23 protein-coding genes are annotated in these 26527 nt (G+C 41.2%); 1 reads left to right on the forward strand and 22 read right to left on the reverse strand.

Translation table 11 applies throughout. The features are described 5' to 3' along the window. Positions 1-9: 9 nt before the first annotated feature. The 7 genes from AC1TO8_RS16265 to AC1TO8_RS16295 all read right to left on the reverse strand — a co-directional run bounded on the left by AC1TO8_RS16265 (position 10) and on the right by AC1TO8_RS16295 (position 7545). Positions 10-837 (reverse strand): carbohydrate ABC transporter permease, encoded by an 828-nt coding sequence (locus AC1TO8_RS16265; protein WP_482056685.1) that lies wholly within the window; start codon positions 835-837, stop codon positions 10-12. A gap of 21 nt (positions 838-858) precedes the next feature. Further along, positions 859-1734 (reverse strand): carbohydrate ABC transporter permease, encoded by an 876-nt coding sequence (locus AC1TO8_RS16270; protein ID WP_482056686.1) that lies wholly within the window; start codon positions 1732-1734, stop codon positions 859-861. Between the two features lie 71 nt (positions 1735-1805). Further along, positions 1806-3071: an extracellular solute-binding protein gene (locus AC1TO8_RS16275; protein WP_482056816.1), complete on the reverse strand. Its 1266-nt coding sequence runs from the start codon at positions 3069-3071 to the stop codon at positions 1806-1808. A gap of 209 nt (positions 3072-3280) precedes the next feature. Then, positions 3281-4312: a LacI family DNA-binding transcriptional regulator gene (locus AC1TO8_RS16280; RefSeq protein WP_482056687.1), complete on the reverse strand. Its 1032-nt coding sequence runs from the start codon at positions 4310-4312 to the stop codon at positions 3281-3283. A 38-nt stretch (positions 4313-4350) separates the two neighbouring features. Then, positions 4351-5190, reverse strand: a complete 840-nt coding sequence (locus AC1TO8_RS16285; RefSeq protein ID WP_482056688.1) for a carbohydrate ABC transporter permease — start codon at positions 5188-5190, stop codon at positions 4351-4353. Further along, complete coding sequence (locus tag AC1TO8_RS16290) at positions 5190-6032, reverse strand: carbohydrate ABC transporter permease (protein WP_482056689.1); 843 nt, start codon at positions 6030-6032, stop codon at positions 5190-5192. The genes AC1TO8_RS16285 and AC1TO8_RS16290 overlap by 1 nt, the downstream gene beginning before the upstream one ends. Positions 6033-6168: 136 nt before the next feature. Further along, positions 6169-7545 (reverse strand): ABC transporter substrate-binding protein, encoded by a 1377-nt coding sequence (locus AC1TO8_RS16295; RefSeq protein ID WP_482056690.1) that lies wholly within the window; start codon positions 7543-7545, stop codon positions 6169-6171. Between the two features lie 332 nt (positions 7546-7877). Between AC1TO8_RS16295 and AC1TO8_RS16300 the strand changes: the two genes are divergently transcribed. Continuing rightward, complete coding sequence (locus AC1TO8_RS16300; protein ID WP_482056691.1) at positions 7878-8237, forward strand: helix-turn-helix domain-containing protein; 360 nt, start codon at positions 7878-7880, stop codon at positions 8235-8237. Between the two features lies 1 nt (position 8238). On the opposite strand, the gene AC1TO8_RS16305 is transcribed toward AC1TO8_RS16300, so the two are convergent. From AC1TO8_RS16305 to AC1TO8_RS16375, 15 genes are all read right to left on the reverse strand, one after another. Then, the gene (locus AC1TO8_RS16305) at positions 8239-9216 is read right to left on the reverse strand and encodes a hypothetical protein (RefSeq protein ID WP_482056692.1); all 978 of its coding nucleotides are present in this window, start codon (positions 9214-9216) and stop codon (positions 8239-8241) included. Positions 9217-9275: 59 nt separating this feature from the next. Continuing rightward, positions 9276-9884: a hypothetical protein gene (locus AC1TO8_RS16310; RefSeq protein WP_482056693.1), complete on the reverse strand. Its 609-nt coding sequence runs from the start codon at positions 9882-9884 to the stop codon at positions 9276-9278. Positions 9885-9958: 74 nt separating this feature from the next. Then, a complete protein-coding gene (locus AC1TO8_RS16315; protein ID WP_482056694.1) occupies positions 9959-13486 on the reverse strand; it encodes a hypothetical protein in 3528 nt (1175 codons plus the stop codon). A 39-nt stretch (positions 13487-13525) separates the two neighbouring features. Further along, positions 13526-14860, reverse strand: coding sequence for a UDP-glucose dehydrogenase family protein (locus tag AC1TO8_RS16320; RefSeq protein WP_482056695.1), 1335 nt, complete (start codon positions 14858-14860; stop codon positions 13526-13528). A 34-nt stretch (positions 14861-14894) separates the two neighbouring features. Continuing rightward, positions 14895-16265: a sugar phosphate nucleotidyltransferase gene (locus AC1TO8_RS16325; protein ID WP_482056696.1), complete on the reverse strand. Its 1371-nt coding sequence runs from the start codon at positions 16263-16265 to the stop codon at positions 14895-14897. A gap of 297 nt (positions 16266-16562) precedes the next feature. Further along, positions 16563-17591, reverse strand: coding sequence for a polysaccharide pyruvyl transferase family protein (locus tag AC1TO8_RS16330; protein WP_482056817.1), 1029 nt, complete (start codon positions 17589-17591; stop codon positions 16563-16565). Between the two features lie 7 nt (positions 17592-17598). Next, positions 17599-18951 (reverse strand): lipopolysaccharide biosynthesis protein, encoded by a 1353-nt coding sequence (locus tag AC1TO8_RS16335; protein ID WP_482056697.1) that lies wholly within the window; start codon positions 18949-18951, stop codon positions 17599-17601. Positions 18952-18960: 9 nt separating this feature from the next. Beyond that, the gene (locus tag AC1TO8_RS16340) at positions 18961-19860 is read right to left on the reverse strand and encodes a glycosyltransferase (protein WP_482056698.1); all 900 of its coding nucleotides are present in this window, start codon (positions 19858-19860) and stop codon (positions 18961-18963) included. A 6-nt stretch (positions 19861-19866) separates the two neighbouring features. After that, complete coding sequence (locus tag AC1TO8_RS16345; RefSeq protein ID WP_482056699.1) at positions 19867-20895, reverse strand: glycosyltransferase family 4 protein; 1029 nt, start codon at positions 20893-20895, stop codon at positions 19867-19869. Further along, positions 20892-21041, reverse strand: a complete 150-nt coding sequence (locus tag AC1TO8_RS16350; protein ID WP_482056700.1) for a hypothetical protein — start codon at positions 21039-21041, stop codon at positions 20892-20894. The genes AC1TO8_RS16345 and AC1TO8_RS16350 overlap by 4 nt, the downstream gene beginning before the upstream one ends. 81 nt (positions 21042-21122) lie before the next feature. After that, a complete protein-coding gene (locus tag AC1TO8_RS16355) occupies positions 21123-21695 on the reverse strand; it encodes an LbetaH domain-containing protein (RefSeq protein ID WP_482056701.1) in 573 nt (190 codons plus the stop codon). A gap of 4 nt (positions 21696-21699) precedes the next feature. Further along, positions 21700-22821 carry a glycosyltransferase gene (locus AC1TO8_RS16360; protein ID WP_482056702.1) on the reverse strand — a complete coding sequence of 374 codons (1122 nt, stop codon included), beginning with the start codon at positions 22819-22821 and terminating at the stop codon, positions 21700-21702. After that, entirely contained in the window at positions 22822-23991 is a 1170-nt protein-coding gene (locus AC1TO8_RS16365) for a glycosyltransferase family 4 protein (protein ID WP_482056703.1), read from the reverse strand. After that, a complete protein-coding gene (locus AC1TO8_RS16370; RefSeq protein WP_482056704.1) occupies positions 23988-25412 on the reverse strand; it encodes a hypothetical protein in 1425 nt (474 codons plus the stop codon). Before AC1TO8_RS16370 ends, AC1TO8_RS16365 begins: the two co-directional genes overlap by 4 nt. Next, the gene (locus AC1TO8_RS16375; RefSeq protein WP_482056705.1) at positions 25405-26520 is read right to left on the reverse strand and encodes a glycosyltransferase; all 1116 of its coding nucleotides are present in this window, start codon (positions 26518-26520) and stop codon (positions 25405-25407) included. Before AC1TO8_RS16375 ends, AC1TO8_RS16370 begins: the two co-directional genes overlap by 8 nt. Positions 26521-26527 lie beyond the last annotated feature (7 nt).

The following is a 26527-nucleotide window of genomic DNA, read 5'->3' on the forward strand; positions in this document are numbered from 1 at the left end:
TTACACCAACTAACCTTTAACCGCTCCTGCCGTCATCCCCTTCATCACTTGATCCTGAAATATTAGATAAATGAGTATAGTTGGAATCACAGAGATGGTCATTGCAGCAAGCGTGAGACCATAATCCGTTTGATACCCATCGGCAAAATTTGCTATGCCCAGAGGGAGTGTTTTCAAACTCGTTTTATTAATGAGAACTAATGCGAAAGAGAAATCATTCCACGAATGTAGAAAGCTTAAGATCGTAACCGTAGACAAGGCGGGGACAGAAATCGGTAGAATGATTTTGGTGAACAATCCCCATAAGCTTGTGCCGTCAATAAAGGCAGCCTCTTCAATCTCTTTAGGGATCGTTGTTAGGTAAGCTGTGAGTACGAATATCGCCGTTGGAAGGGCAAACGCTGTGTATGGTAATATAAGAGCCCAATACGTATTCAGTAATGACATTTGTTTCATTAGAATAAACAGTGGAACCAATGTACTGTGAATAGGTATCAACATCCCTACCACGAAGAACGTCATAATCCAACCTTTGAATCTGAATTGAAATCTTGCCAGTATAAAAGATGCCAATGACGCGATAAATAACGTCATGATTAATGACCCCACGGATACTATGGTCGAGTTAAAAAAGGCTGTTCCCAGTTTGGAACTTTCCCAAGCGCGAGTGAAGTTATCAAAGTGCCAGGTCTCCGGCAGTCCGAAGGGATGGCTATAGAAATCCTCATTGTTCTTAAAGCCACTGATGATGAGCCAGAAGAATGGGTATAAGGTAAAAATACCATATCCCGTTAGTATCGTCCAAAACAATCCCTTTTTCATTATATTTATGTTCATGATGAACTCCTCCTCTCCAACCTACTGTTTGGACTTTCTACTGGTAATCCATTGACTAGTCCCAATTAATATAAGACTTATTAACACAATCGTCGTTGAGATTGCACTACCAAATCCATAACGGTAAGAGGTGAATGTAGAATTGTACATGTATGTGGCAAGGAGTTCCGTGGCATGTGCAGGTCCACCTTTAGTCATGATATAAACGAGGTCGAATGATTTCAGACTACCTGAAATGCATAGAATAAGAGCAACTTGTACCGTCCCCCAAATCATGGGAAGGGAAATCGATACTAACTTTCTAAATCCAGTTGCACCGTCGAGCTGTGCTGCATCATGAATTTCTCCAGGAATATTCTGTAGAGCGGACATAAAGATAATGAGATACAATCCTACGAAACTCCAAATTAACGGAGGGATTAGTGAGAAGATAGCGATCTTATCGTCAGATAACCATTGTAGTTTCCAGCTCTCCAAACCTATAAAGTCTAAGAAAAAATTGAGAATACCAATTTGCGGGTGATATATATACTGCCATATGATTCCAATAACAACGGTAGATAGTACCATGGGTAAGAAGATAGCCGAGCGTAAGAAACGTTGTAGCCCATTATTTTTACTCAAAAGAATAGCTAATATAAGTGCGAGTGGTACCTGACCAAGAACGGCTGCTCCAACAAAGATCAAATTATTCTTTAGCGCACGCCAAAATATAGGGTCTTGTATAATTTCCACATAATTTTCTAGACCAATAAAGGTAGAAGCACCCATACCTGACCAACTGAAAAAGCCATAGTAGCTCGACCAAATAACAGGTACAAATACAAATAGTGCATAAATCAGAAGAGCTGGCAGTAGACCGATTATAATAAAGCGTCGATTCCGGAGTGTACTCATCCAAGTTTCACTTCCCTTATAATAAAGGTGAACCCTCCCAACAGGGAGGGTTGGTTATGATATTAAGATATCTATTTGCCAAGAGCCTTGACTTGGGCATCCTGTATTTTCTTAGCTATATCTTCTGGATTGCCTCCATTCAGTAATTCCTGTAGGCCATTATTCGTGACTTCAACCGCAGCAGAACTTAATTTCGAATCATATACAGGGCTGATCTTTACATTCTTCATTAATTCATATAGTTCTACGAATAGAGGATTGGCTTTACTTGGGTCTAGTTCAATGTTATAGCTTACCAACGTGCTGCTATCCAATGTTGCCTGTTGTCCCTCTGGACCGGATAGTGCATATAACAACTCCATAGCAGCTTCCTTCTTAACTCCCGTTAATTTCTTACTCACTCCAAGTCCAGTTCCCACAACACCTGCAGTAAAACTTGCATCACCCTTGCCCCCATCTATAGACGGAATAATGGTAATATGTGTGTTGTCTAGCACTTCCTTAGGCGCATTACTCACTAAGTTAGCAAGTGCCCATCCGCCATTAATAACCATAGCTGATTTACCTTGGAAGTAGAGCTGCATCATCTGAGTTTCATCAATACCATTAAATCCATCCTGAAATGCATTGGCTTTACCTAAGTCCTGTAGAACCGTTAAAGCCTTGACGAATTCAGGATCTGTAAACTTGGCACCATCCTGATTAACAGCTTTTAAGAACCATTCCGTTCCGGTTACACGATCTCCTATCGTACTAAAGATGGTTGATTGTGCCACCCAATTCGTCTTATTCCCTAAGGCAATAGGAATGATATCATTCTTGTTGAATATATCAATCGCTGTTAGCAACTCATCCCATGTCTTAGGGACGGAAACATTATATTGATCAAACAAAGATTTATTATAATAAAGAAAAGAGCTTGGCGCTAAATTCATGGGAACAGAATAAATATTATTATCTATCGTATATCCATCAAGCGCATTCGGAATGAAATTATTTTTCCATTCTGGTTTACTGTCTAGAAATTCGTTAATAGGTTGTAGTAGATTACCTTTTTGGAATTCCTTCGTCATTGCGTCGGGCCACATCACGAATAAATCAGGCATCTCATCCGCTGCTGCCACAGTTCTAAGCCGTGTTTTTAATCCATCCGTTGGAAGTCCTTCGTCTTCTAGGGTGACCTCAGGGTGAGCTGTTTGGAAATCCTCTAACAATTTCCTCATTGTTATAGACTTAGCATCCTGACCTGTCCAGTTATGCCAAACCGTTAATGTCACTTTCTCCCCTGAGCTATCTCCGTTATTGGTAACTCCTTGATTGCTACAGCCAATTAGCATTAATGCAGACATCATGGCGGCTAAAGTAGCTTTCGTGAATTTATTCATCTGTTTGAACCTCCCTTTAGTAATGATTAGTAACTTAATTCCATACTAATGGAATCGCTTTCAATTTGTTAGGGGTCAAATTACAGCTATAAGGTAGGCAAATATAAGATATATAACAAAAAAAGCTGAATACAATTGCTATCAGCTTTTTTTATCCGGCATTATGATAAAGACCTAGTCGAATCCCTGACTATTAATTCAGCCGGGAAGATCTTATGTGAATGCGTTATATTCTTATTGATCAGATCAAATAGAATCTTTATTGTTTCTTCTGCGATTTCTACTACTGGCTGTCTAATTGTCGTAATCGAAGGATTGTAAAAGAAAGAAATATCTAGACCATCGAAGCCAGCTACTGAATAATCTTCCGGCACTCTTTTGCCAGCTTCAAAAATAGCTTTACATGCTCCAACCGCCAGGCTATCCGAAAGGGCATATATAGCTGTAAATTCTTTATTTGACTCTAATAATTCTTTCGTAACGATATACCCGTTTTCCATCGTATAACTTTCAATTTGTTCTTTCATAATACGTACCAATTCTAAGTCCAACTCTATGCTATGATCACTTAAAGCTTTCTTATAGCCTTCATATCTTAGTTTACCAATACTCGCATCTTCCATATGCGCGGTAATGATAGCAATTTTCCGATGTCCTTGATTACATAAATAATCTACCATCTTATAGCTTTCTTTGAAGTCATCAACGGACACCGAAGAATAAGCATTCGGTTCAAACTCTTCTGTCATCCCTATCGTACTTAGCACGAATGGAACCGTTAACTGGGTTAGTTTCTCCTTTGAATGTGAGAAATACCCCCCGAGAAATACAATGCCTTTCAGCCTTTTCTCTTTCACGAGTTCAATAGCAACATCGATCTCATCTTGATTCTCGTCCACTCGTTGCAATATGAATGAATACTTCTTCCTTTTAATCTCTTCTTCAAACACCTTAATAATATGATTGAAAAAGGGATTCGTGATCCCTTTGATCAATACAGCTATCGTCTTTGAAGCAGCACGTTTCAGATTTCTAGCGCTATTGTTGGGAACATAATGATTTTCTTTAATGACCTGCATGATCATTGTTTTGGTCTCTACATTAATATCTGGATGATTATTGATCGCTCTAGATACAGTGGTTACACCAACGCCACACATCTTTGCAATATCGATAATTGTAATTCTATCCATAGTCACTCTTCCCCGCAGTCTGGATAATAATAAATCCTTTAACCCTTAACAGCACCAGCAACAACGCCTTCAATAATATACTTCTGGCTTGTTAGATAGAATATGATAATAGGCACAATTGCAAGTACGAGCATAGCCATCATTGCTCCCATATCTATAGACCCGAATCCACCCTTAAGATACTGAATAGCAACAGGAATTGTTTTATATTCATTACCAATAACTAACGCTGGGAGTAAGTAATCATTCCATACCCACATCACATTTAGAATCGATATCGTTATAGCTGTCGGCTTAAGAATAGGTAATACAACCTTGAAGAATGCCTGAACCGGATTACATCCGTCCATCATAACAGCTTCTTCGATCTCAATAGGAATTGATTTCACGAACCCGCTGAACATAAATACGGATAATCCTGCACCGAATCCTAGATATATTAGTATAATCCCAAACGGATTGTCCAGATGTAACACGTTAGCTACCTTAGTCATCGTGAACATGACCATTTGGAAAGGGACGATCATTGAGAACACGAATACATAGTACAACGCATTATTGAACTTCGATTTCACCCTTGTAATGTACCATGCTGTCATCGAAGTTAATAAAATAATAACAGCTACAGAACATACTGTGATGAACAAAGACATTCCAAATGCACTCATGAAGTTCGTCTTCGCAATCCCACTAACGTAGTTCTTCATCCCTGCGAATGTTGTGCTGTCAGGAAAACGGAATGGAGCATCACTAATATAGAACTTCCCTTTGAAAGAGTTCATAAACACGATTAATATAGGTGCCAAAAATGCTAAGGATAGAATGGATAGGAATATGGTTAAAATTCCATTCTTTAGTTTCCTTGTGTTAGTCTCCATTAGCTCTCAATCTCCTTTCTTCTAGTAAGGACAAGTTGTATTAACGCAATAGCTGCGACCAGAAGGAAGAACACAACTGCTTTGGCTTGGCCTACACCCTCATAACCTGTTCTACTGTAGAAGGTATTGAAAATATCGAGTGCCAACATCGCTGTTTGTTTGGAGGGAGCACCTGCCGTTAAAGCTAAGTTCTGATCAAATAATTTGAATGAGTTAGATAGTGTAAGAAATAAACATATGGTGATTGCTGGCATAACTAACGGTAGGGTCACATTACGTAACACCTGAAAACGTGTTGCACCATCGATCTTCGCTGCTTCTACTATATCTTTAGGAACATTCTGAATACCTGCTATATAGATAATCATCATATACCCTATTAATTGCCAATTCATAAGTATGACCAATCCCCAGAATCCATACTGAGCATCAAAAGTCAAAGTAACCCCGAAGTACAATAAAGCACCATTAAGAATTAACTGCCAAATATAACCTAGTACAATACCGCCGATTAAGTTCGGCATAAAAAATATCGTTCTGAAAAGGTTCGTACCTTTGATTCCTTTTGTTAGTAGCGTTGCAATCAAGAATGCAAATACGTTAACAGTGAGGACAGATAATACTGTAAATTTAACTGTAAACCAAAGAGCATTTATGAATTCCGGGTTAGAAAAAGCCTTTACGTAATTATCGAAGCCAACCCATTTGGCATCCGTTACCGTAGTGAACTCCGTGAAAGACAGAAATATTCCCATTAGAAAAGGTATAATAAATACTACCGAAAAGGCTAGTAGCGTTGGCAATGCAAACAGTGCAAAGTATTTTTTATATGATTTTTGCATTTGGTCTTCTCCTATCTCAGTATGCGAAAATAGTGCATGCCACTGAGCACCTAAAACGTGGTACTCAGTGGCATAAATTTCACTAGCATAACAATTGAAATTTGCAAAGCATTCATTCAATTGTATTTACAAATTATTATTTCGTTCTTTCAGACTTCCATGAATCTACTACGATCTTCGTAACATCATCCCAAGCTTTATTACCTTGAGCATATTCTAGCAATGCATCACCGAAGTAATTCTTGAACTCTTCACTTGGAAATGCTGCGAATGTCCAAGGTACGGATACAAGATCTTTTTCCATCCAAGTGGATACTTCTTTAGCTAGCGGATCCGCTGGCTTCTCAGCATCTGTAAATGTATTGAATGGAGCAATGAATCCTAGGTCATTCGTTACATAGCTCTTCCCTTTTTCACTTGAGAATAACCATTCCAAGAAAGCCACAGATGCCGCTTGTTTCTCAGGAGATACTTTACTATTGATGGAGAAGTAGTTCTCTGTTCCAATAGCTAGACCTTGTTTCTCTTCACCAGGCATACCTGTGTACATTGGTAGATACTTAATATTATCAGCCTCTACTGTGTTACCATCTACTTCACCGATTTGTCCCCATGCCCAGTTACCATTCTGAACCATAGCCGATTGACCAAGAGCAAATTCAGCCATAGAATCTGTCACTGTTTTACTTCCTAGAAGTTTACCAGTAGTAACAGAATTATTGATGTATAAGTCAAAAAGATTCTTGAAGTTCTCGCCGTATTTAAACGAAATTTCATCACTTGCTAAACCAGCTAAAGTGCTGTTATCAAATTCAGTATTATCATTGAACTCATAGTGCAAAGGAATGTTAGCTAAGTGAGACTGCCATCTCCATTGCTCACCAGCTCCTAAAGAAGTAGATGAGAATACACCTTTAATTCCAAGTTGGTCTTTCTTAGCAGTCATATCTTCAACAACCGCTTGTAATGTAGCGAAGTTATTGATTTCAGCTGCTGAAGAAATTGTAACCGCTTTATCTGCTGATGCAAAGTATTTCTGCATAATAGCGTCATTGTAAATGATACCATATCCTTCTACAACATAAGGGATACCATACACACCATCTTCACTAGATACTGCTAGACTTTGATCTGACAAGTAGCTGTAAAGCTTAGTATCCTTTAGATCTAAAGTGTAGTCTTTCCAAGCATCATAACCAACTGGACCATTGATTTGGAAAATGGTAGGAGCGTCTGATTTCGCAACTTCAGACTTCAATGTTGTTTCATACGTACCTGCCGCGGCTGTTACAACTTTTACTTTAACGCCTGTTTCCGCTTCATAATCTTTAGCGATCGCTTTGTATGTTTCTGCAATTTCAGGTTTAAAGTTCAAGAAATAAATTTCTCCTGCTTTACCTGGTGCGGTATTTGTATCTGTAGCATTCTTATCGTTGTTAGTGCCACATGCGCTTAGTGCGCCAATAACTAGTGTTGCTGCTAAAGCAAGTCCTAATATCTTTTTTACTTTCATTGTTGTTCCCCTTCTTTTCTTTGAGATTTGTACTTCTTCTTTCTTCGTATAACCCCTAATACTCAAAATAAGATTGTGGTAACGCTTACTTTAATCATCGGAAGCGTTATCGGTAACGTTTCCAATCTGTGGTTATAGAGTAACATACCGTTATATTGTTTGCAATATATTTTTATATTAATCATTATCTCTTTATTATATTAATTCCATTTTTACATTGTGCACACAATTGATGAACATGCTATACTTATGATTCCAATTACTAGGAGTGGATATAAGCGTATCTTACCTTAACGAAAAAAATACACTATAACGTTGGAAGGGGGGGGCGGATGATGTTCGCAAAGCGACTAAAGCAGTTGCGCAAACAGAGGAAATTAACCATGCAGGAAGTTGCCGATTACGTGGGGGTTGCAAAGAGTACATATGCAGGGTATGAATCTGGATACCGCCAACCGACGTTAGAATCCATTCATACCATATCTCGAAAATTGCGCACATCTGCAGATTATCTTTTGGGGCTTACGGATTACCCTGAACCACCTGAGAAACTAAATCATAATGCAAAAGAATATTTAAATTACGAGAAGCTTCACTGGGACGGTGTTCCTTTGGAGCAGGACGATCTCGAATTAATACGTAACTTACTTGAACGTGTGCTCCGAGACCGCCCTTTGTCAAAGGATGAATGACTTATCCTCCCATTAATTGCTGTAGCTTCGCTTCGGACTCTTTTTTAAGATTCGCCTTTAAAGAGTTGTATGAGTTTCTCCACTCCTCAATAACCTTTTCTGATACTGAATCATCATTGGCGTTGTTTATTTGTTCTTGAAATGCATCTCCACACTTGGATTCTGCAGTTGCAATCTCCTTCGTTAGTTTCTCTCTCCATTCATGAACGTTGAGGGGATTCCCCAAATCGAGTTGCCGAAAACTCACATCCGCTCCACTTAGCACCACATTCATATCCTTCGTACACTTCGCATGAATCGTTATGATCTCTTGTTCATATTTCTGTGCTACATTTACTGCAGGTTCAACTTGATTCACGCTCGTCATCGGAGTCTGTGTATTTGACATCGGCGGACTTTGCTCATCTGACTTCGTTGAGATCTGCTCATCTAACTTCGTTGGGCTCTGCTCATCTAACTTCGTTGGGCTCTGCTCATTTGACTTCGTTGAGATCTGCTCATCTGACTTCGTTGGGCTCTGCTCATCTAACTTCGTTGAGCTTTGTGTGTTCGAGCGCATCGTGCTTGAAAGATCTGGTTTCGTTACAGATTGTTTGTCAGATTTCGTGACCGTTTGCTCCGCTTTGTTCGGAACATCTGCAGATGGCGACAATTCTGTGTTGATCTCCCGTTCCTCATTAGCTGTCACTGTAGAATCCATGGGCTCCATCTCGTCTATCACTGACGGCTGTTCGTTCGCCTGTATATCTATTGTTCCTTCAGTATCTCCGATAGAGAGTACCTCTTCATTCTGCAATATCTGCTGGCTCGGCTCCTTCACATTCCCGTCTGCAATGAGTGCTTTCTCTGAGGATTCACTCCAATACAAGCCTCCCCACACACAAAGTAATATGAGAGTAAGGGATGCTAAAATTACTACGGGAGCATCTTTTTTATAGAATCGACGTCTTCTCTTCCGGCCTTTATTTTGTTTTTCCATCGTTATTGTGACACCACCTTTTCATGAAATATATGGGCTGTAACTTCATAAGCATAGGGTTATGGTTGCAAGTTCAATTCACGTTTGGCCTCATCGTATGTTTTCCCTTTACTAATCCCATATTTCTGAGCCATTTTCGATAGTTTATTATAGTCTTCAGAAGATAGGGTTGCTAGAAGTAGCTCTTTTGCTTCTCGTTTTTCTGCTACAGTCAGACCTCCTTTGGCTAGATTCCACAGTTTCTCCGAACTTGATTTGTCTAAATTACTTGCCATGATGGAAATAATGTTGGTTTTATCTCCTGCAGTTAAGCTTTCCTGCACTTGATTCACCTGTTGATCTGTTACGGTCCCAGTAGGCTGACTAAAGTTATTAACCTGGCCTTTGTCATTCTCTTGTGTGACATCTGTCCGCTGTTCAGGCGAATCTTTCCCACTCTCCATCACGGGTTGATTGTCACGACTAGCAACGGCCTCATCTAATTCCTTCAGAGGTAGAGGATCTTCTTGTAAAGTATTAAGAGGTGTCCGTGTCTCCTCTGATTCAGAAGTAAGGACGTTCATCAATTTCAGAACTGTATAATCAACTACAAACAAACCGCAAATGCCTATGACAAGGACAATCCCCAAGCACCATATGATCCATTTCAGGCGTTTTCTACGCTTCATGAATGATCCACCTTTCCATACCAATAGAAATAAACCAGCCCCCTTCTAAAGTTAGAAAGAGGGCTGGTCTCTATTTAAAAATTACGTAAATCGTTAAAAATTTGATTCATTATCTTTTTAGCATAACTTTTCGCGTTGTTAATCGCTTTTGTCTTGACTGCTTTAGAAACATTCTCTACTTTGTTAATTTCCTCGATACTTTCATTACGAGCTTTGATTACCTCTGTTAATAGATCTATTTTCACAAAATCATCCGTAGCAGAAGTAAGTCTTATTGAGATATCATCCATTTGTTCCTTTAGAGACTCAACAATTCTTTTCACATCAGCTTCTGGGTCAATAACTCCATCTCCATTAACAAGCTTGATCTCTTGCTTGAAGATCACTTTAGAACTACCTCCGAAATAATTGTTGAGTGTGGCTTGAATAACAACCGTTCCTTCCAATACCTTTTTCGAAATGGTTACTTTCCCATTTGAGTCTACCTTAACATCCTTACTGCCAGATACCTTCTTCCATTTCAAGCTAGATGAAGGAAGTTCTACCCCAAGCACTGCCAAACCATACACATGCTGGCGTCCGCTATCTGTAATTTCCACGGTTGCTTCAGCACTCATTCGAATATAGGCTGTAGACATTGCTTTGATGGCCGGTTCATCATGCTTTAGTTTCGACTTAAATTTAAGAACCATAGAGGCCATATCTACAGGATTGACGCCAAGATTGTACATGACTTCACTCAACGCATAGCCTTGCGTATCGGATAGAATAGTAGCCAACGCTTCACTTCTGACACCTGTCAGCCCATTCTTATTCTTTAATAACTTAGTAAATTCATTAGAATCCATAGCTGCGATATGATCAAGCATCGTCCCTTCAACTCCTCGGTTCTCGCCGGCATCACCGAACATTAGAATGAGGAAGTCATCGATCGCAAGTGTTGAAATTCCGCCAGCCTTCCCGATCGTTTCTAGTGTCGCTTGGAATTTCGGATTTGTCCGAATCGCTTCAAGTTGCGATGCATCAGGATCGTATTGAATCGAACCAACGGCTTTCATAATCTCGAATAAGCCTTTCTTCAATTCTGCTTTATTCGTTGTACCCGGAAGATTAGCCTCAATAGGCTTCCATATTGGGTCGATTAACGATAGATCTTTCGTAACCCTAAGTCCCGCAATCTCATCCCGAAGCTTACGAACATCCTTTACATCCGAAGCGCCTCCTTCAACAAGTGCAGCACGCAGCAGATTCATCCGCTCTAGGAACTGCTCAGCCGGGAAGATATTCCCTTCCTCCTCCAGAGCTGTTAACGTCACTTCATTCTCAAAAATAACTTTGGCAGATGTTCCATTCACAAGCTTTGCCTGAATAACTGCTGTAGCATTTGCTACACCTCGTGGAATCGTAACTGAACCATTCGGCAGCACAGTCACATCTTCACTTCCCGATACCTTGCTCCATGTCAGTACAAACGCTGGAACATCTACTCCCAATACCTTCAGGCTATAATCATGCTGACGACCATTCTCGCTTATCTGTTCCGTTGCAATTGCTTCTGCACGGATATAGGCAATCGTCATAGCGTAACTAGCAGGCTCATAATTCTGCAACTTAACTTGGAAGCCCAGTATGGTCATTCCTAGTTCCTGCGGCGTAACACCTAGAGAGCTTAGAATAGCACTCAGCTTATAATCCTCGGTATTGCTAAGCAACTCCTTCACCACTTGAAGCTTCAGTGCTGCCATTTCTTGCTTACTACTAAGTAGACTAAGCAGTTCGATAGAGCTCATGCTCGCAAGTTTATCCCGAACGATACCTTCAATACCTTTATGGGTCTCCCCGTCACCGAACATAAACATCAGAAAATCATCTATGACTAGATTAGAATTGCCACTAGCTGCTGCAATTGTCTTCAACGTCGCTCGATATTCAGGGTTCGTCCGAATTTCCTCAAGCTCCGTCGCCATTGGATCATATTGGATCGATCCCACAGCCTTAATCAACTGGAAGAAACTCGCCTTCAGCTTCGTCTTATCAACAGAATCCGGAAGTTTGGTCGCGATTTTATTCCATATCGGGTCAATCAACGCTTGATCTAAGACGACATCAAGCCCTCGAATTTCATCCCGCAAGCTTTGAACTGCCTTAAGATCCGTCGGATCTCCTGCTCTAAGCGCCTCATGTAACTTGTTCATACGCTCAAGGAACTGCTCTACAGGGAACTGTGTTTCTCCTTCTTTAACCGTTGCGGTCAAAGTCACTTCTTTCTCAAAAATAACTTTAGCTGCTCCTCCATAGGGATTCATCAGCTTCGCTTGGATCACAGCTGAGGCACTTTCAATACCCTCTGGAATGGTCACAACACCAGCGGTAGTTACCTTTACATCGTTGCTACCGGACACTTTACTCCACTGCAACACCATACCCGGAACGTCCACGTTGGAGACCCTTAAGCTATACGTATGTTGAAGTCCATCCTCACTTATCTTAGCTGTTTCCTTCGTGACCGTGCGTAGATAGGCTACGGTCATAGCATTGATAGCTGGTTCATCCTTTTGCAATGTAACTTGGAAGCCTAGAACCATCGATCTAATATCTTGCGGTGTAATATTTAATTTATTAAATATCGAGCTGATTGTGTAATCATCCGTTGCACTTAGCAACTTGTCTGTTGATTGAAGGAGGACCGCAGTAATTCCTTGTTTATTACCTAGCATGATTATTAAGTCCTGTAACGACATCTTTTGAATCTCACTGCTTATGGTCCCTTCTATACCCTTGCGGCTATTACCATCACCGAACATAAACACGAGAAGATCAACTATATTTACAGTCTCACCAGCGCCAGATGCGGCAGCGATCGTATTTAGCGTTGAACGATATTCAGGATTCGTACGTATTGCTTCCAGTTCCGTCGCCCCTGAGTCATAGCGCAATGAACCTACATCTTTGACAATACGGAATAAGTTGACCTTAAGCTCTGCTTGATTTACAGATTCCGGAAGCTTCAAGCTTATTTTATTCCATATTGGATCAATCAGATGCAAATTTGTAGATTCATCGAGCCCTCTAATTTCATCCCGTAGATCTCTTACGTCCTGCACATCTGCCGGATCACCCGCTGCGAGTGCCGCATTTAGCGCATTCATACGCTCTAAGAAGACACTCGACGGAAGATCCGATTGCACAGCGTTCGACTCATCCGGATCCTCGATAGGAACATTAGGCGACAACACATCTTCCGCAGCTTCCAATCTATCCTTAAGATCTTCAAAAAGGCTCGGTGGCAATACCGACTGTGCGGCGCGCAACTCATCCATAAGCTCTAAGTAAATGCCTGGTTGCAGTTCCGTTCTTGCAGCTTCCAGCCTACTCTTAAAGTCTAAGAATACACTTGGCGGCAACTTTGATTCCGCCGCGTTCAGTTCATTCATAAGCTCTTCGAATAAGCTCGGTGGTAGACCCGAATCCGCTGCATTAGCAACATGAACTATGCCCAAGTTTTGTGCTAAACCCTTCTGACTAAGTGGTAATCCTCCAAGCGATGCAGTAATCATAGATACGGTAAGAGCAGATACGGTCATTTTTTTTCTAAACGTCATGTTTTTCACCTCTATCATAGATTTGGGTCTTACATTACATTAAAGAACGGGCATGGGCTGTTTCACGCCTTTATTTAAGCTAGGACGGCCAACTGAATAATAAATGAAATCCGTGCCTAGTAAATCCTCTTCGTTAAATACATTTCGTCCATCGATAAGTATAGGACTCTTCAGTACCGATTGGAGCTGTGCGAGATCAACCTCAGTAAATTCTTCCCACTCTGTGAGCAAACAAAGTGCATCCGCACCTTGAGCGGTTTCCATCGCATTATTGCACCATTCCACCCCATCCTTACCAAATAGAGCACGGAAGTTGTCCATTGCAATCGGGTCATAAGCCTTTACTTCAACGCCGTTATCAACCAAATGCTGAATAATCTCCAAAGCTGGCGAATCGCGTACGTCATCGGTATTCGGCTTGAATGCTAATCCCCACACAGCGACCGTCTTCCCTTTCAACTCACCCTCAAAAATCGCCCCAAGCTTTCTAATAACGTTAAATCGCTGATCCCGATTTACTTCAACAACCGAACGTAGTAGCTTGAATTCGTAATCGACATTACCAGCGATTTGAATAAGTGCACTTGTATCCTTGGGAAAGCAAGAACCTCCATATCCAATACCGGCCTTCAAAAATGACGGTCCTATCCGTTTGTCATGGCCCATTCCTTCCGCGACCTTCGTCACATCTGCACCAACTTTCTCACAGATGTTAGCAATCTCGTTAATGAATGAAATCTTCGTTGCAAGAAAAGCGTTCGATGCATATTTAATCATTTCTGCGCTCCGAATATCCGTCACGACAATCTGTTCTGTCAATGGCTTATGCAACTGAGTCATGGTGTTCGCTGCATCCTGAGAGTCAGCTCCGATAATGATTCGATCGGGATATAATGTATCTTGTATTGCTGAGCCTTCTCGTAGAAACTCCGGCAGTGAGATAGAGTCAAATGGTTTATTACTTTGGGTTCGAATCAATGCTGCCAATCGCTCATTCGTTCCGACTGGCACCGTGCTCTTCACAGCAATGATCTTATAATTGTTCATTGCTTGCGCAACTTCAAGAACTGCTTGATCGATATATTCGAGATTCGCTTCACCATTAGGCAATGGGGGTGTTCCAACAGCTAGTATAATAATATCCGATTGTGTTACAGCGCTGAATATATCGGTCGTAAAGGAAAGTCTGCCCTTCGTGCGATTCGCCGCAGCCAATTCCTTCAGACCTGGTTCATAGATGGGAATGCCTCCGGCGTTCAACATTTCAATCTTGGAAATATCCTTATCCACACAAATAACCTGATTCCCGAGCTCTGCATAACAGATGCCTGATACAAGCCCGACATAACCGGTTCCGATAACCGTAATCTTCATTCTCTTCGCTCCTTCATGAAATTCATTCATTTATTCATACGCTGCATAATTGCATGATCTCGTTCCAATCAAACGCAAGCCGGACGATATCCTCTTCAATAAGCTCTGTTCCAGTCTGTACTTCGATAATGTCCATTTCTGTCTCCGCCCGCAGGCTATGCCGACTGTCCTTGGATATCACCAAGACATCTCCGGAATTTACTAATAAATGCTTGCCGTCTAGAACCATTTCACCGTGACCGGATACGACCGTCCACACTTCATCCCTAAGCAAGTGGTATTGGTAGCTCAAATTCTGACCAGGGGAGACACAGATTCGTTTCGTTAACACTTCTTTTCCATCCGGATACTTCAAATAATCAAGCACACGATAACGCCCCCAGCGCCGCTCCTCATACATAGGTCTTTGATCCGAATGTTTCATTACTTCTTTGATCATCGGGCTTGATGCCTTGTCCGACACCAGAATACCATCCGGACTCGCCGCGACGACTACGTTAGATAAGTTAATCAGTGTAATCGGAATATCAAGTTCATTAATGACATGTGTATTATGAGAGTCACCAGCAATAATCCCTTTACCGATTAACGAAGTCTCGATCTCCTCCGTTAGTGTATTCCACGTTCCAAGATCCTTCCATTCACCAGCATAAGGAAGCGCCACAATATGGCCCGCTTTCTCCACAACCTCATAGTCGAAGCTATTCTTCGGAAGTTTACTATAATGTCTGGTCATCTCGTCGTAATGAATCGGATAATTATTCTCAATCAATATGTTAATGAGGAAATCGAGCTTAAACGCAAAAACACCGCAGTTCCAAAGTGCAGCCTGCTGTATCATGGCTACCGCTTCTTCCTCGCGGGGTTTCTCTCTGAAGCTATGAACGGTTACAAAAGGATCTTCAACTTGGGTCCCTTTATTCGGAACGATATAACCGTATTTCTCTGATGGATACGTCGGCTTCACACCCATAAGCGCCAAGTCTGCTCCAGATTCGTTCAGAATCAGCTCAAGCTCCTTCGTCTTATGGAAGAAGGATTCATTCACGTAAGGATCGACCGGCATAACGACAATCGTCTCATTTAAGCTGACTCCTTGTATTGAATATAGATAGGTAGCTGCCAGTGCAATCGCTGGAAAGGTATCTCTTCTTTCCGGTTCGACGATAATTTCAATCTCATTACCTAGCTGGCTCTGAATCATCTCAACTTGTGGTTTACTAGTTGCGATATATGCATGCTCTCTTAGGCCCGCCTTGGTTATTTGGCCCCAGACTCGCTGGACCATCGACTCCCGCTCACCAACTTCATTTCGCAGCACTTTCAGAAACTGCTTGGAACGTGACTCATTCGACAAAGGCCATAACCGCTTGCCTGATCCTCCTGATAGAAGAACAATTTTCATATGGAACCCTCCTAAAAGTTTTGGATGATGATTTACTTCCTGATACAACTTCATACAAAACTCGCTTCGGAAGCATATGCTTAAGTTTTGTATATTGATTATGCAGATACTAGCGAAGAGGACGGAATTGTCCTGAAGAAGCGTTAGCGTTCGCTACAAGTTTCCGTAGGAAACTACTTCGAAAGCATACGCTTGTCCTCGGATTTCTACCGCTATAAGCGGTATATAATCAGGAAATCTGAGGACAACAGCGATCGTAAGGATAATCCGTCCACGTAGCGGTCATCTATCATCACCTCAAAGCATAGAGTTAACCTTGTGGATCAACTGTTCTTGATATATTTTTGATACAAAGCTTACCCCCTGAGGCTTCGCTTCATAGGATTGGTTATTCACGACAAGTTGAGCGGATTCGATTCTGCTGGTCCATGTATGGAAGTAGTTGGAGTTCTTTCCGTATGAATTATCCAGTAGCTCATTAGGCATATCCATCAAGCAGGCTAGTATATGACCATGTAATCTTGATGTCTGCACATTACGATAGTAACTAAATCGAATGACCGCTTTGTTTACCAAGTAATCGCTATACTTATCCCATATTGCATGTAATGGCAAGATCCTGTTACCATTTTCCATCATTTTAGCGATTAGACTAATCGACTTTTTCTCGAACCGGTTGTATAAGGTAGCCCAGTCCAGATGATCCCCCTGTCCTTCCAATTCGAACTGCAACTGCTCTCTTGTTTTCTCGATATCTGTGCGTAAGAAACATAGTAAATCTTTGTCTGGGCTTCTTTTCGGTAAAATCGGCCATAAATGATGCGCCATATCAGGTGATAAATAGACGTTACAGCTATTAAATTTCTGGATGGCAGTCTCATAAGTCAATGTATCTCTTACAAAGAGATGAACATCCTTATGCCTATTAAAAAGTTGTGCCGTGGCATCATATCTCAATTCATCCTTATAAAAGATCGTCTGCGGAAGTAAAACAATCCGATTGTCACCATACTCGGCAACGACTTTCTCGCGTAATTTCTGATGCACCGGATACAGATCTCCGAAATTCCCTCCTCCCTGAAGAACGATAATTTGATCTTTCGGAATGATTAGCTTATCAGGAAAATCTAGGACACTGTATCGTGCTTTAACGTGGATATTATTATCTCTGAAAAATGCTTCCGTACCCTTCATAATCAGTAAATCCCCGCCGTTGTTGTAGACAGGGTAATCTATATAACAAATACTCGATCCCGGAGATATCACATTCAGAATTTTACGAAGCTCATTTTTCAATCCGTCCATGGGATGAACATTCGGTTTCATTGCCAAGTCATCTCACTCCTTTAGTTTTTGTTCTATCTTTAATCCGCTCTATTAGAAATTGAAAATCGTTCTTATCAAACAACATCCCTCTCAGCTTCACCTGAAAGACAATTCGCATCGCCGCCATTGTAACCACCAAACGGATAATCGCACCGATTAGTAAAGCAAGCGCAATACCGTTCAGTCCATACAGCGGAGTGAGCACAAAGAATAATCCGATGGTTACTGCTAATGCGATAAGCTGTCTGACTAGCACAAGTCCGGGTCGCCCCATTGCATTAAACGAAGAGGCTAGAATCCAAGACCCTCCTCCGAGAATGCACTCGAACGACAACAAATAGAATGCACCACTTGCCTCAAGAAAGGGTGCACCGAACAGTACCCCCATTAGATAACGACCCACGAACATGCTTGGAATGACCACGATCGTCATCAGAAGCATGGACAATCGAAATGCCCGACCGACAGTTGCAATAATCTTGTCCTTGTCCATACCCGTTACCTTAGGAAATATGACATTCGTAATCGCCGTCTGTACGACGTTGAATACACGAGACAAGGCATAAACAACCGTATACAACCCTAAATCTCTTGCTGTCAGCATAGAGAGAATGATTAGTTTATCGAATTGAGAATATAATGTCCCAAGTAGTTCTACACCGAATACTTTACTTCCGTAACCGAACAACGCCTTGGCCGCTAGCCTATTCCCTAGACCCTTAAACCAATTAATTCGCATCTCATCTCTTACGCTGTACAAGGCCCATACTATGACAAATACACTGGTTATTAGAAATACCAGTGCAGCAGAATGGAGACTTAGATTACCAATAGCCCAAAGTACAATCAGTCCCGTTAAATTCAGTAATGGGAAATACAATCTAACACCGTTGTAGACATTGAATTTACCTGTGCTCTGCGCAAGAGCCTGGATTAAATTGACCGCGAGCAATATAGGTAGCATGATTACTGTATACCATCTAGCGGTTTGGATAACCGATTCAGGATAATTTCCGAGCCATGTCGGTAAGTAAATCCAAGCAACAATGCCGACGATCAGGCTGACGGGTATTTGAAACAGGAAGCCCGCTCTTACGAAATGTGCCCCATGATCTTGGCGTTGCTTCATATTATAAATAAGAGAGGTAGGAAGTCCGAACCCGACGAGCCCTGCGAGTAGCGTTGGCCAAAATAGGATGGCCGAGAACTCCCCTTTACCAACCACTCCGAACATGCGCGCTGTCACAATAGAGGTCAAAGTACTAATGACCATAACTAGAAGATTAGTCGCGCTCGTGCGAAGAATCGTTTGTAGAAGTCCATTCCCCCTCCATGCTTTTTGAAATGCGAGTTGTGCCATGGTTTATGTTCAACTCCTAATGTTATAGCGCAGAATGCCCATAAGTGCTCCATTGCGGTAACAAATTTTCATGATCTGCCGAATACATGTTTTGAAATGGAAGATGGTAAGCAGAGATGATAGAATCGCCATCAGCATTCGAACCGTATGCTTCACAACTACCAACAGGCTTCTATCCTGACGTTTCACCGCATCGCTTACACCTTGCCAGAACATTCGTTTCAGGAACCACTTCTTGGTCGTTCGCCCCTTCGCAATTTTGTGCTGAACAGATGCAAACGGTGTGTAGTACACCTTATAATTCTCGCGGAGCCTTGCGATCAGCTCACTTTCTTCACTTGACAATAGGTTGGTACCAACCCGTCCCAAATCCTCGCGAAATGGCTTCATATGATGAAATACACTTATCCGAAAGGCTACATTTGCTCCATATGGAATCGAAGGAGATGGCATTTCCTTCACTACATTCGAATAATCGAGAATCGTGAATACAGAACGGTACTCCTCCGGAACCCAGTCCGGTTCCTGACTCTCCCAGATTGGATCAATTCGTCCACCGACACACCCAATAGTCGGATCGCTTTCAAATACGTCCACAATTTCCTGCACCCACTGACTTGAGGCCAATGCATCATCATCTAGAAATAGAATATAATCTCCTTGTGCTTCCTTAATCGCTCTGTTACGGGCAACGGATAGTCCGAGCTTTTCTTCGAGAATATATCGTATCCTTGGTCCGTGTTGATGCTGTAGATCTTGCACCACCTCAGCCGTATGATCACTTGATTGATTGTCAATAACGACAATTTCAATGTCACTTTTAGCGAACTTCTGAGCAATCACACTTTCAATTGCCTCTCCTGTATCCTTTGCGCGGTTATGAGTACAAATGGCCACTGTCACCTTCATCGTTCATCACCCTCCCCGATAAACGTTTTTGATCTTTTGCGCAATGGCGCTCCACTCTAATTCCTTTAGCACCTCATCGTACTTTGGAGTTTCTTGTTTGTTCTTAACATTTAAAGCTTCTTTCATCGCGTTGCCGAGTCCGTTCTCACTCATTGGATCATAGTGGACAACCATGTTTTCTTTGAAATATTCATGGATGAAATCATTGTCTGGCATAACAATCAACTTCTGGAAAGACAGTCCAAGTATCGCTGAACCGGAAGTCGTAATTTCTTTATAGGGCATCACCATCACATCCACGGTGTTAATCAAATCAGCAACCTCATCATTGGGGACGAAACGTATGTCCAGAATGATATTCCCAGTATCCTTTACCTGCTCCAAATAGGACTTCATCTCACTGTCCGCTTTCCCAGCTATGATCAGGTATGTTCGCTTCGTCTTGATTGTATTAAAGGCTTGTATTAAATCCTCGATGCCTTTATACGCAATGATTGCACCAAGAAATAAATATATTTCTGCGTTCTCACTAATATTATATTTGAGCCGAAAGTCTATTCCCTTCGACTTATACACGCCCAAATAATGACCATGCTTCACCACGAACAGCTTGCTTTCTGGAACATTGAACTCCTTCATGACCTTCCTCTTGATGGATTCAGAGGCAACGATCAACTTGTTGCAGAATAGGCATATGATCGTTCTAATGAACCTCTCCATTCTAGGGTACTTCACATGATGCGGATACAGATTATGTATCGTCCATACCAACTGTACGTTCCTTATCTTCAAATACAGCATCGTCCAAATAAAGATGAATGACTTCAAGATGAACACCAGCAGATTTCGATTCTGATAAGCATGATGCATCCAGTGAATGTGGACAATATCCCCGGACTTCACTTGACCGACCTTCAACATCAGCTTGCCATGCCTCAAGTCCATAATGTCCATACCTGCATCACATAACGAATCGGTTAATAAATCATTGTAGAAATTCAAATCACTTGATTTAGGCCACATCCATACTTTCATCTCTTTACTCTCCTACCCTTTCTAGAATCAAGTCCACCGGATATTCCTTTTAGAATGGTAGATTTATAGCCGATCCATACTTCTTCGCCAATAACGATTTCTGCCCCTGGCTGATTCAGATAGAAATTTACTTTGTCATAGAGCATGACCGTGTTGCTAATAATCAGCTTCGTATGACTGCATTTCGAAATAATATGAGAACCGGTATTCTATCCCACCTTAATACTTCAGTTGTATCTGCGAATCCATTTACTCGGAACATTGATCTCACGGATAACCTTCGCTGGTGTACCCCCGACCAATACATTGGCTGGAATATCACGTGTTACGACACTACCTGCTGCAATCACCGCATTATGTCCAATCGTTACACCAGGTAAGATAAGCACACCCCTACCAATCCAAACATTATCGGAAATAACAATGTCTTTACTATGGGAACGATCCTCCGTATCTACAGGATGAAAGTTCGTATCAATAATGTTAACCATTGGGCCTATGATCGTATTGCTACCAATCACAATGGATTGCGTACAACCAATATCTAAACCGTAGTTGAAAAATACGTTATCTCCCACCCACAGCTTGGCCTGCTTATCGACAGAAATGGAAGATGGAAATGGCTTAGCATGAAAGGACACATTCCTTCCAACGATGAATTCGCCTTTATTGCTCACAGTTAGCCTACCTGCTATCCGTCCTAATCGACCTACAGAATTAGTCATGATTGGCAACATGGCTGCTCCCTTCAGAACAGCGAGTATCTTACCAATACTCAATTGCTTGTATGAGAACCCCATAGAATCATCTCACCACTTCCGACTTTAACTTTTTTGCTATTAACAATTGGTAGGTGTGCTCTACCTTTCGAGCGATTGTATTCATATTGAAGTCATTGATTACGTTCGTATGTCCCTGAATTGAAAGCTCCTTATGGTTAATAGCATTGTCATAGACACGCTGAATCGTCTGATACAGCTCGTCCACATCCCCATCCTTCACAATAAATCCACCACCCGTTAGATGAATAATTTCAGGTGCTCCGCCAGAATCTGATACGATGACAGGCGTTTGGACGAGCAGAGATTCAATAATCACTCTTCCAAATGGCTCATTCAAAGAGAAGTTAATCGTCAGATCGCATTCCTTCATCAGATCAAGTGGCTTTTTACTATATCCATAAAAGATAATATTCTCTTCCAAGCCATATTCAATGACCTTCTGGACCATATCGTTGTAATACTTCTCTGATCCATCAACAGATGTATCACCCACAATCAGCAGTTTCCAATTATACTTCTTATGATCAGCCAACTTCTTCACAGCCTCGATCACAAGATCATATCTCTTCCACTCTACGATGCGCCCGAATGTTCCCATAATAAGTGTATCGTCTTCCATGAACCCCCGGCTTTTCATCGTCAAGGAAAGTTCGGGATCAACACCATTATATATAATCGTCTTATTGTAGCCTTGAATCGAATTCGCCACAAAATGTGAGATACAAATAACTTGATCGAAAAATCGCGGCAACACATAGTTGAACATCCGCAAATGGGTATAGTCACGATGATGCCAAACCAATGTGCAATCGGTTAGAAACTTGAGTGGTGCAGTATACCAGGGTGCCCGCCAGCCATTGGCATGAATAATATCAATCTGATGTCGCTTCACGAATGCCCTGATGCGAAATACAGTTTCCAAATAGCCAAAACCTAGTTTCTTCTTAATGCTATTTAGTTGGAGCGGAAAGTGCTCATACTTGGTTCTAATTTCATCTAGATATTCGGCATTCTTGGGACTTAATAAAAATATCTGATATTCTGACGTATCCAAATAATTTATTAAATGAATCAAACTTTGCTCAGCCCCACCTTTTTTCTCCGCGTGGGTAACAAATAAGACACGGATTCTCTCTTTAACCATTCACAACACCTGCTCCATTTGAACACTAACATTCAACGAATTTATGTAGCCTTTTAGCACCTTTTTATGATCATAATGATTCCTAATATATTTCTGGGACGACTCTAGCAATGCTTGCGCCTGAGCAGGATTATCGAATAACTGCTTCATGCTGTGATAGAATTCCGTTGGCTTGTCGGCAACCATAATGTGCTTATTATGAACAAGCCCCGTACCTTCATAGCCAATGGACGTCGAGATGACCGGTAAGCCATTCTGTATTGCTTCGATGGTCTTGAGCTTCACACCAGCACCATTGCGCATCGGATTAACGAATAGATAACCACTGCTGTATATATCGTCCAGACTCTCCGGCGTATCATATACAACTACATTCGTCATATCATAAGGATCGAGCCAACTTAAACTTTGTTTCCGACTATTCCCAGCCACAATGAATTTGTAATCGGGCTCCTTCAACATCAACGGATGAATATGTGCAAGATACCATTCAATCGCTTCACGATTATTTGGCATGAACAATGATCCAATAAATATGACGTTTTTACTTTGAAACGTGTTCTCAAGAAAGGCATCTCTTGTGACTGGTGGAGGTAGAAATAAGCTTTTTGTTGCAGGATGTAGACTTTGAAAGATTTCAAACTCTTTATTGGAGATAAACAAATACTTGTCTACCTTCCGCATCATTCTCTTTTGCAATGTCTTGAACTTCCAACTTTCCATATGGTAATAGAGCTTGTGAATTCTATTCTTGGTACTTCTAGCTAGCGCCTTGAAGTAGACTTCCTCATCGTTATGAACCCGTAGAATCACATTGTTATGATTGATATGTGGGTTACTTAGAATGGGATACACATAATCACCTTCAAGCAGCACATAATCATAGTCCTGATCGATATTAACGTATCGAAGCTCGTTTCTTGATTGCACCTGCATAGGGATAGCATATAGCAAATCGACGAGTTTGCTTCTTCTCTCACACAGCTTGATGTCTTCGACATAGCGATATACCACTTTCATATCCTCATCCAAAGGCATTTGTTTGCCGCAAACGACGAGATGGATCTTCCATCCAAGCTCGGCTAGAACCTTAATTCTCCCCCATGTATCCACCCTGCCGCCATGATCGGCGGGATATGGAAAATCACTGCATACAACAAGCATTTTCATTCGTTAATAACCCCCGATATATTGGATTGGTTTACTTCATTCTTTCCTAGAAAGGAACTGATAAAGGCAAATAGTAGCCATACTTCATATTTAATCTCAAGTACTACAAAGAGTAGTGATAATAGGACAAACACGAGTGACAGAAACAGGATAGAGTTCGATTTCACTTTCACGATAAGATCTTTAGCTAACAGATAAAAGAATACGACAGAGAAAATCCCTCCAAACATCACCCATTGGAAGAAACCCGATTTAACACCCAAATTCTTATCTGAACCTGAGTATTGCATTAACTCTCCCACATTAATCTGACTCATTCCGAAAACGTTATAATAGAAACGAGACATCAGTTGAATAGAGTAAGCTATATATTCATCGAAATAGATGAGATAGGCTCCAGTACCAACCCCCAGTGGATGATGAAAGACGGTCGCAAGTGAGATAATGATCGTGCCCATTCGCGTGTAGGATGAGGTGTAATTCTGAATATCGTTACTAAAAGAACTAAGCAAACCTGCCGAGAAATAAGCAATAAACAAGTACATCGCCACGACAACCGTTATAAGCACAATAAAGTTTCTTTTCTTCTTGAAATCGAGAAATTTAATCATGGTCACGACCAACGTTAGCAGAATGACGATCAAGAAACCTTTCGATCCTGTAACGAATAAACAATACAGAAAAAAACTAGTGGCATATACAATGGACAGCGTCTTAGCAACGCGGTTTAAATATTGAGACAGATAAATAAGAATTGAGCAGTACACGACGATAATAGATCCCGTTGTGCTACTCTCTGAAGTAAGTAACCTCACCCTCCAATAGGGGTGATTTCCAGAATGCAAGAAAGTAAGGGCATTCGGCATACTGACCAATTCCACAATCATAATGGCTATCAAAAGGCTCATCACCACAAAAAAACAGCTATATAGTAACTTAAAACTGTTGATTCTCGTGAAGACAAGTTGCATATGCCTGATATACAGCAAGATAACAACGAAATAAGTCAACACCTTTATCGCCTTACCAAGGAGGTTCTCGGACGCAAAACTGTAATTACCCTGCAGGAATTGAATGAGAATATAGACCATACTGATAAAGCTTAAATAGATAATAAAAGCGAACAAGTGCTTCTGGAGCTTGGTCACATTCATCAGCTTCTTATATTTAGATAACATCGCAATCTCACAAAATATAAAAAGAGGAAATAGCAATATAATAGGTGATCTTCCTATTTCACCAATAATATTAACGAGTGGGAAATCCTGATAGACCGTCAGAATTAGTAAGAAAATAAGATAACATGCGAGAACAACTTGATTCCCACTCGATTTCTTGGGTAACTCTTTATTGGTATGGATCCCCTGATTTCCAATTAAACTTACATTCATCATTCCTTTCATCCCCATATAACTAGACATATTTATTGACGGTTACGGGATACAAATCGCCTTGTTTCTTCAAAGCGTCTACATATATTCGCTCGATTTGTTTGTTCATCTTATCCGAATGAAATTTCTCATAAAAGATCTTCTCTCCCGTTTGCCCCATCATTTCTAGCTTGTTTTTGTTCAGACCTTGAATAATATTCGCCAACTCTTCCTTGTTGTCGAAGTCAAAGATATACCCGTTGACACCATGCTGGATAATTTCAGGAAGTGCCCCCCGGTTGCTTGCGATAACCGGCTTCTTATTCCGCAATGCCTCGATGGCAACGATACCGAATCCTTCCCAGCGTGATGGAACGATAACAGCATCACATGCCCTTATATAACGGTCGATCTCTGAATTGTCCACCCAACCGATCTTTACAGCATTACTCGGATAATCATAATCAAATTCCTTCAATACGGTATCACCCACTAAATACAGAGTAACTTCCATGAATTGATAATCGTTAAATACCTCGAGTAACAAATCAAAACCCTTTTGCCGATCAAAGCGACCTACATAAAGCAGATTAATCTTGTCCTTATTGACACTGAAGGGCAATAAGTGATTATCTGGCGCATCAGATACCCCGTTATAGACAACGACCGATTTCTTGGAAGACAAGCCGTAGTTCATCGACATCTGATATTCATACTGCGATATGTTAATAATGTAATCTGTCCGCAATGACAGGAACCTCTCTATTCCTGCAAACACCTTCTTCTTCCATGACTGTGTGTCCATTAGAAAAGCCCAACCATGTGAACAATAAATGACAATGGGACGTTTCTTTCTCAACAAAAATAACGTTCGTAGGAAGAATCCTGCAAACGTTCCATGCACATGTACGATCTCTGGATTAACTTCTTTGATCATTCTTTGAATACTTTGCATCGTTTTGAGGAAATATTTCGGGCTTCTTTTATAAGGGTATAGAAGCAATCGATCAGGATCGAGCGAAAGTGAATCTAAGTTCGAATCCTGATGCGATGCCATCAAATAAATATCATGATTATCAGATTGGTACTTCAATACTTCATGAAGATGGGTCTCAATACCGCCCTTTGTAAACTCTGAAATATGAAGGATTCTTGCCATTCCCTCC

This window comes from Paenibacillus sp. Y859 (assembly GCF_056786405.1).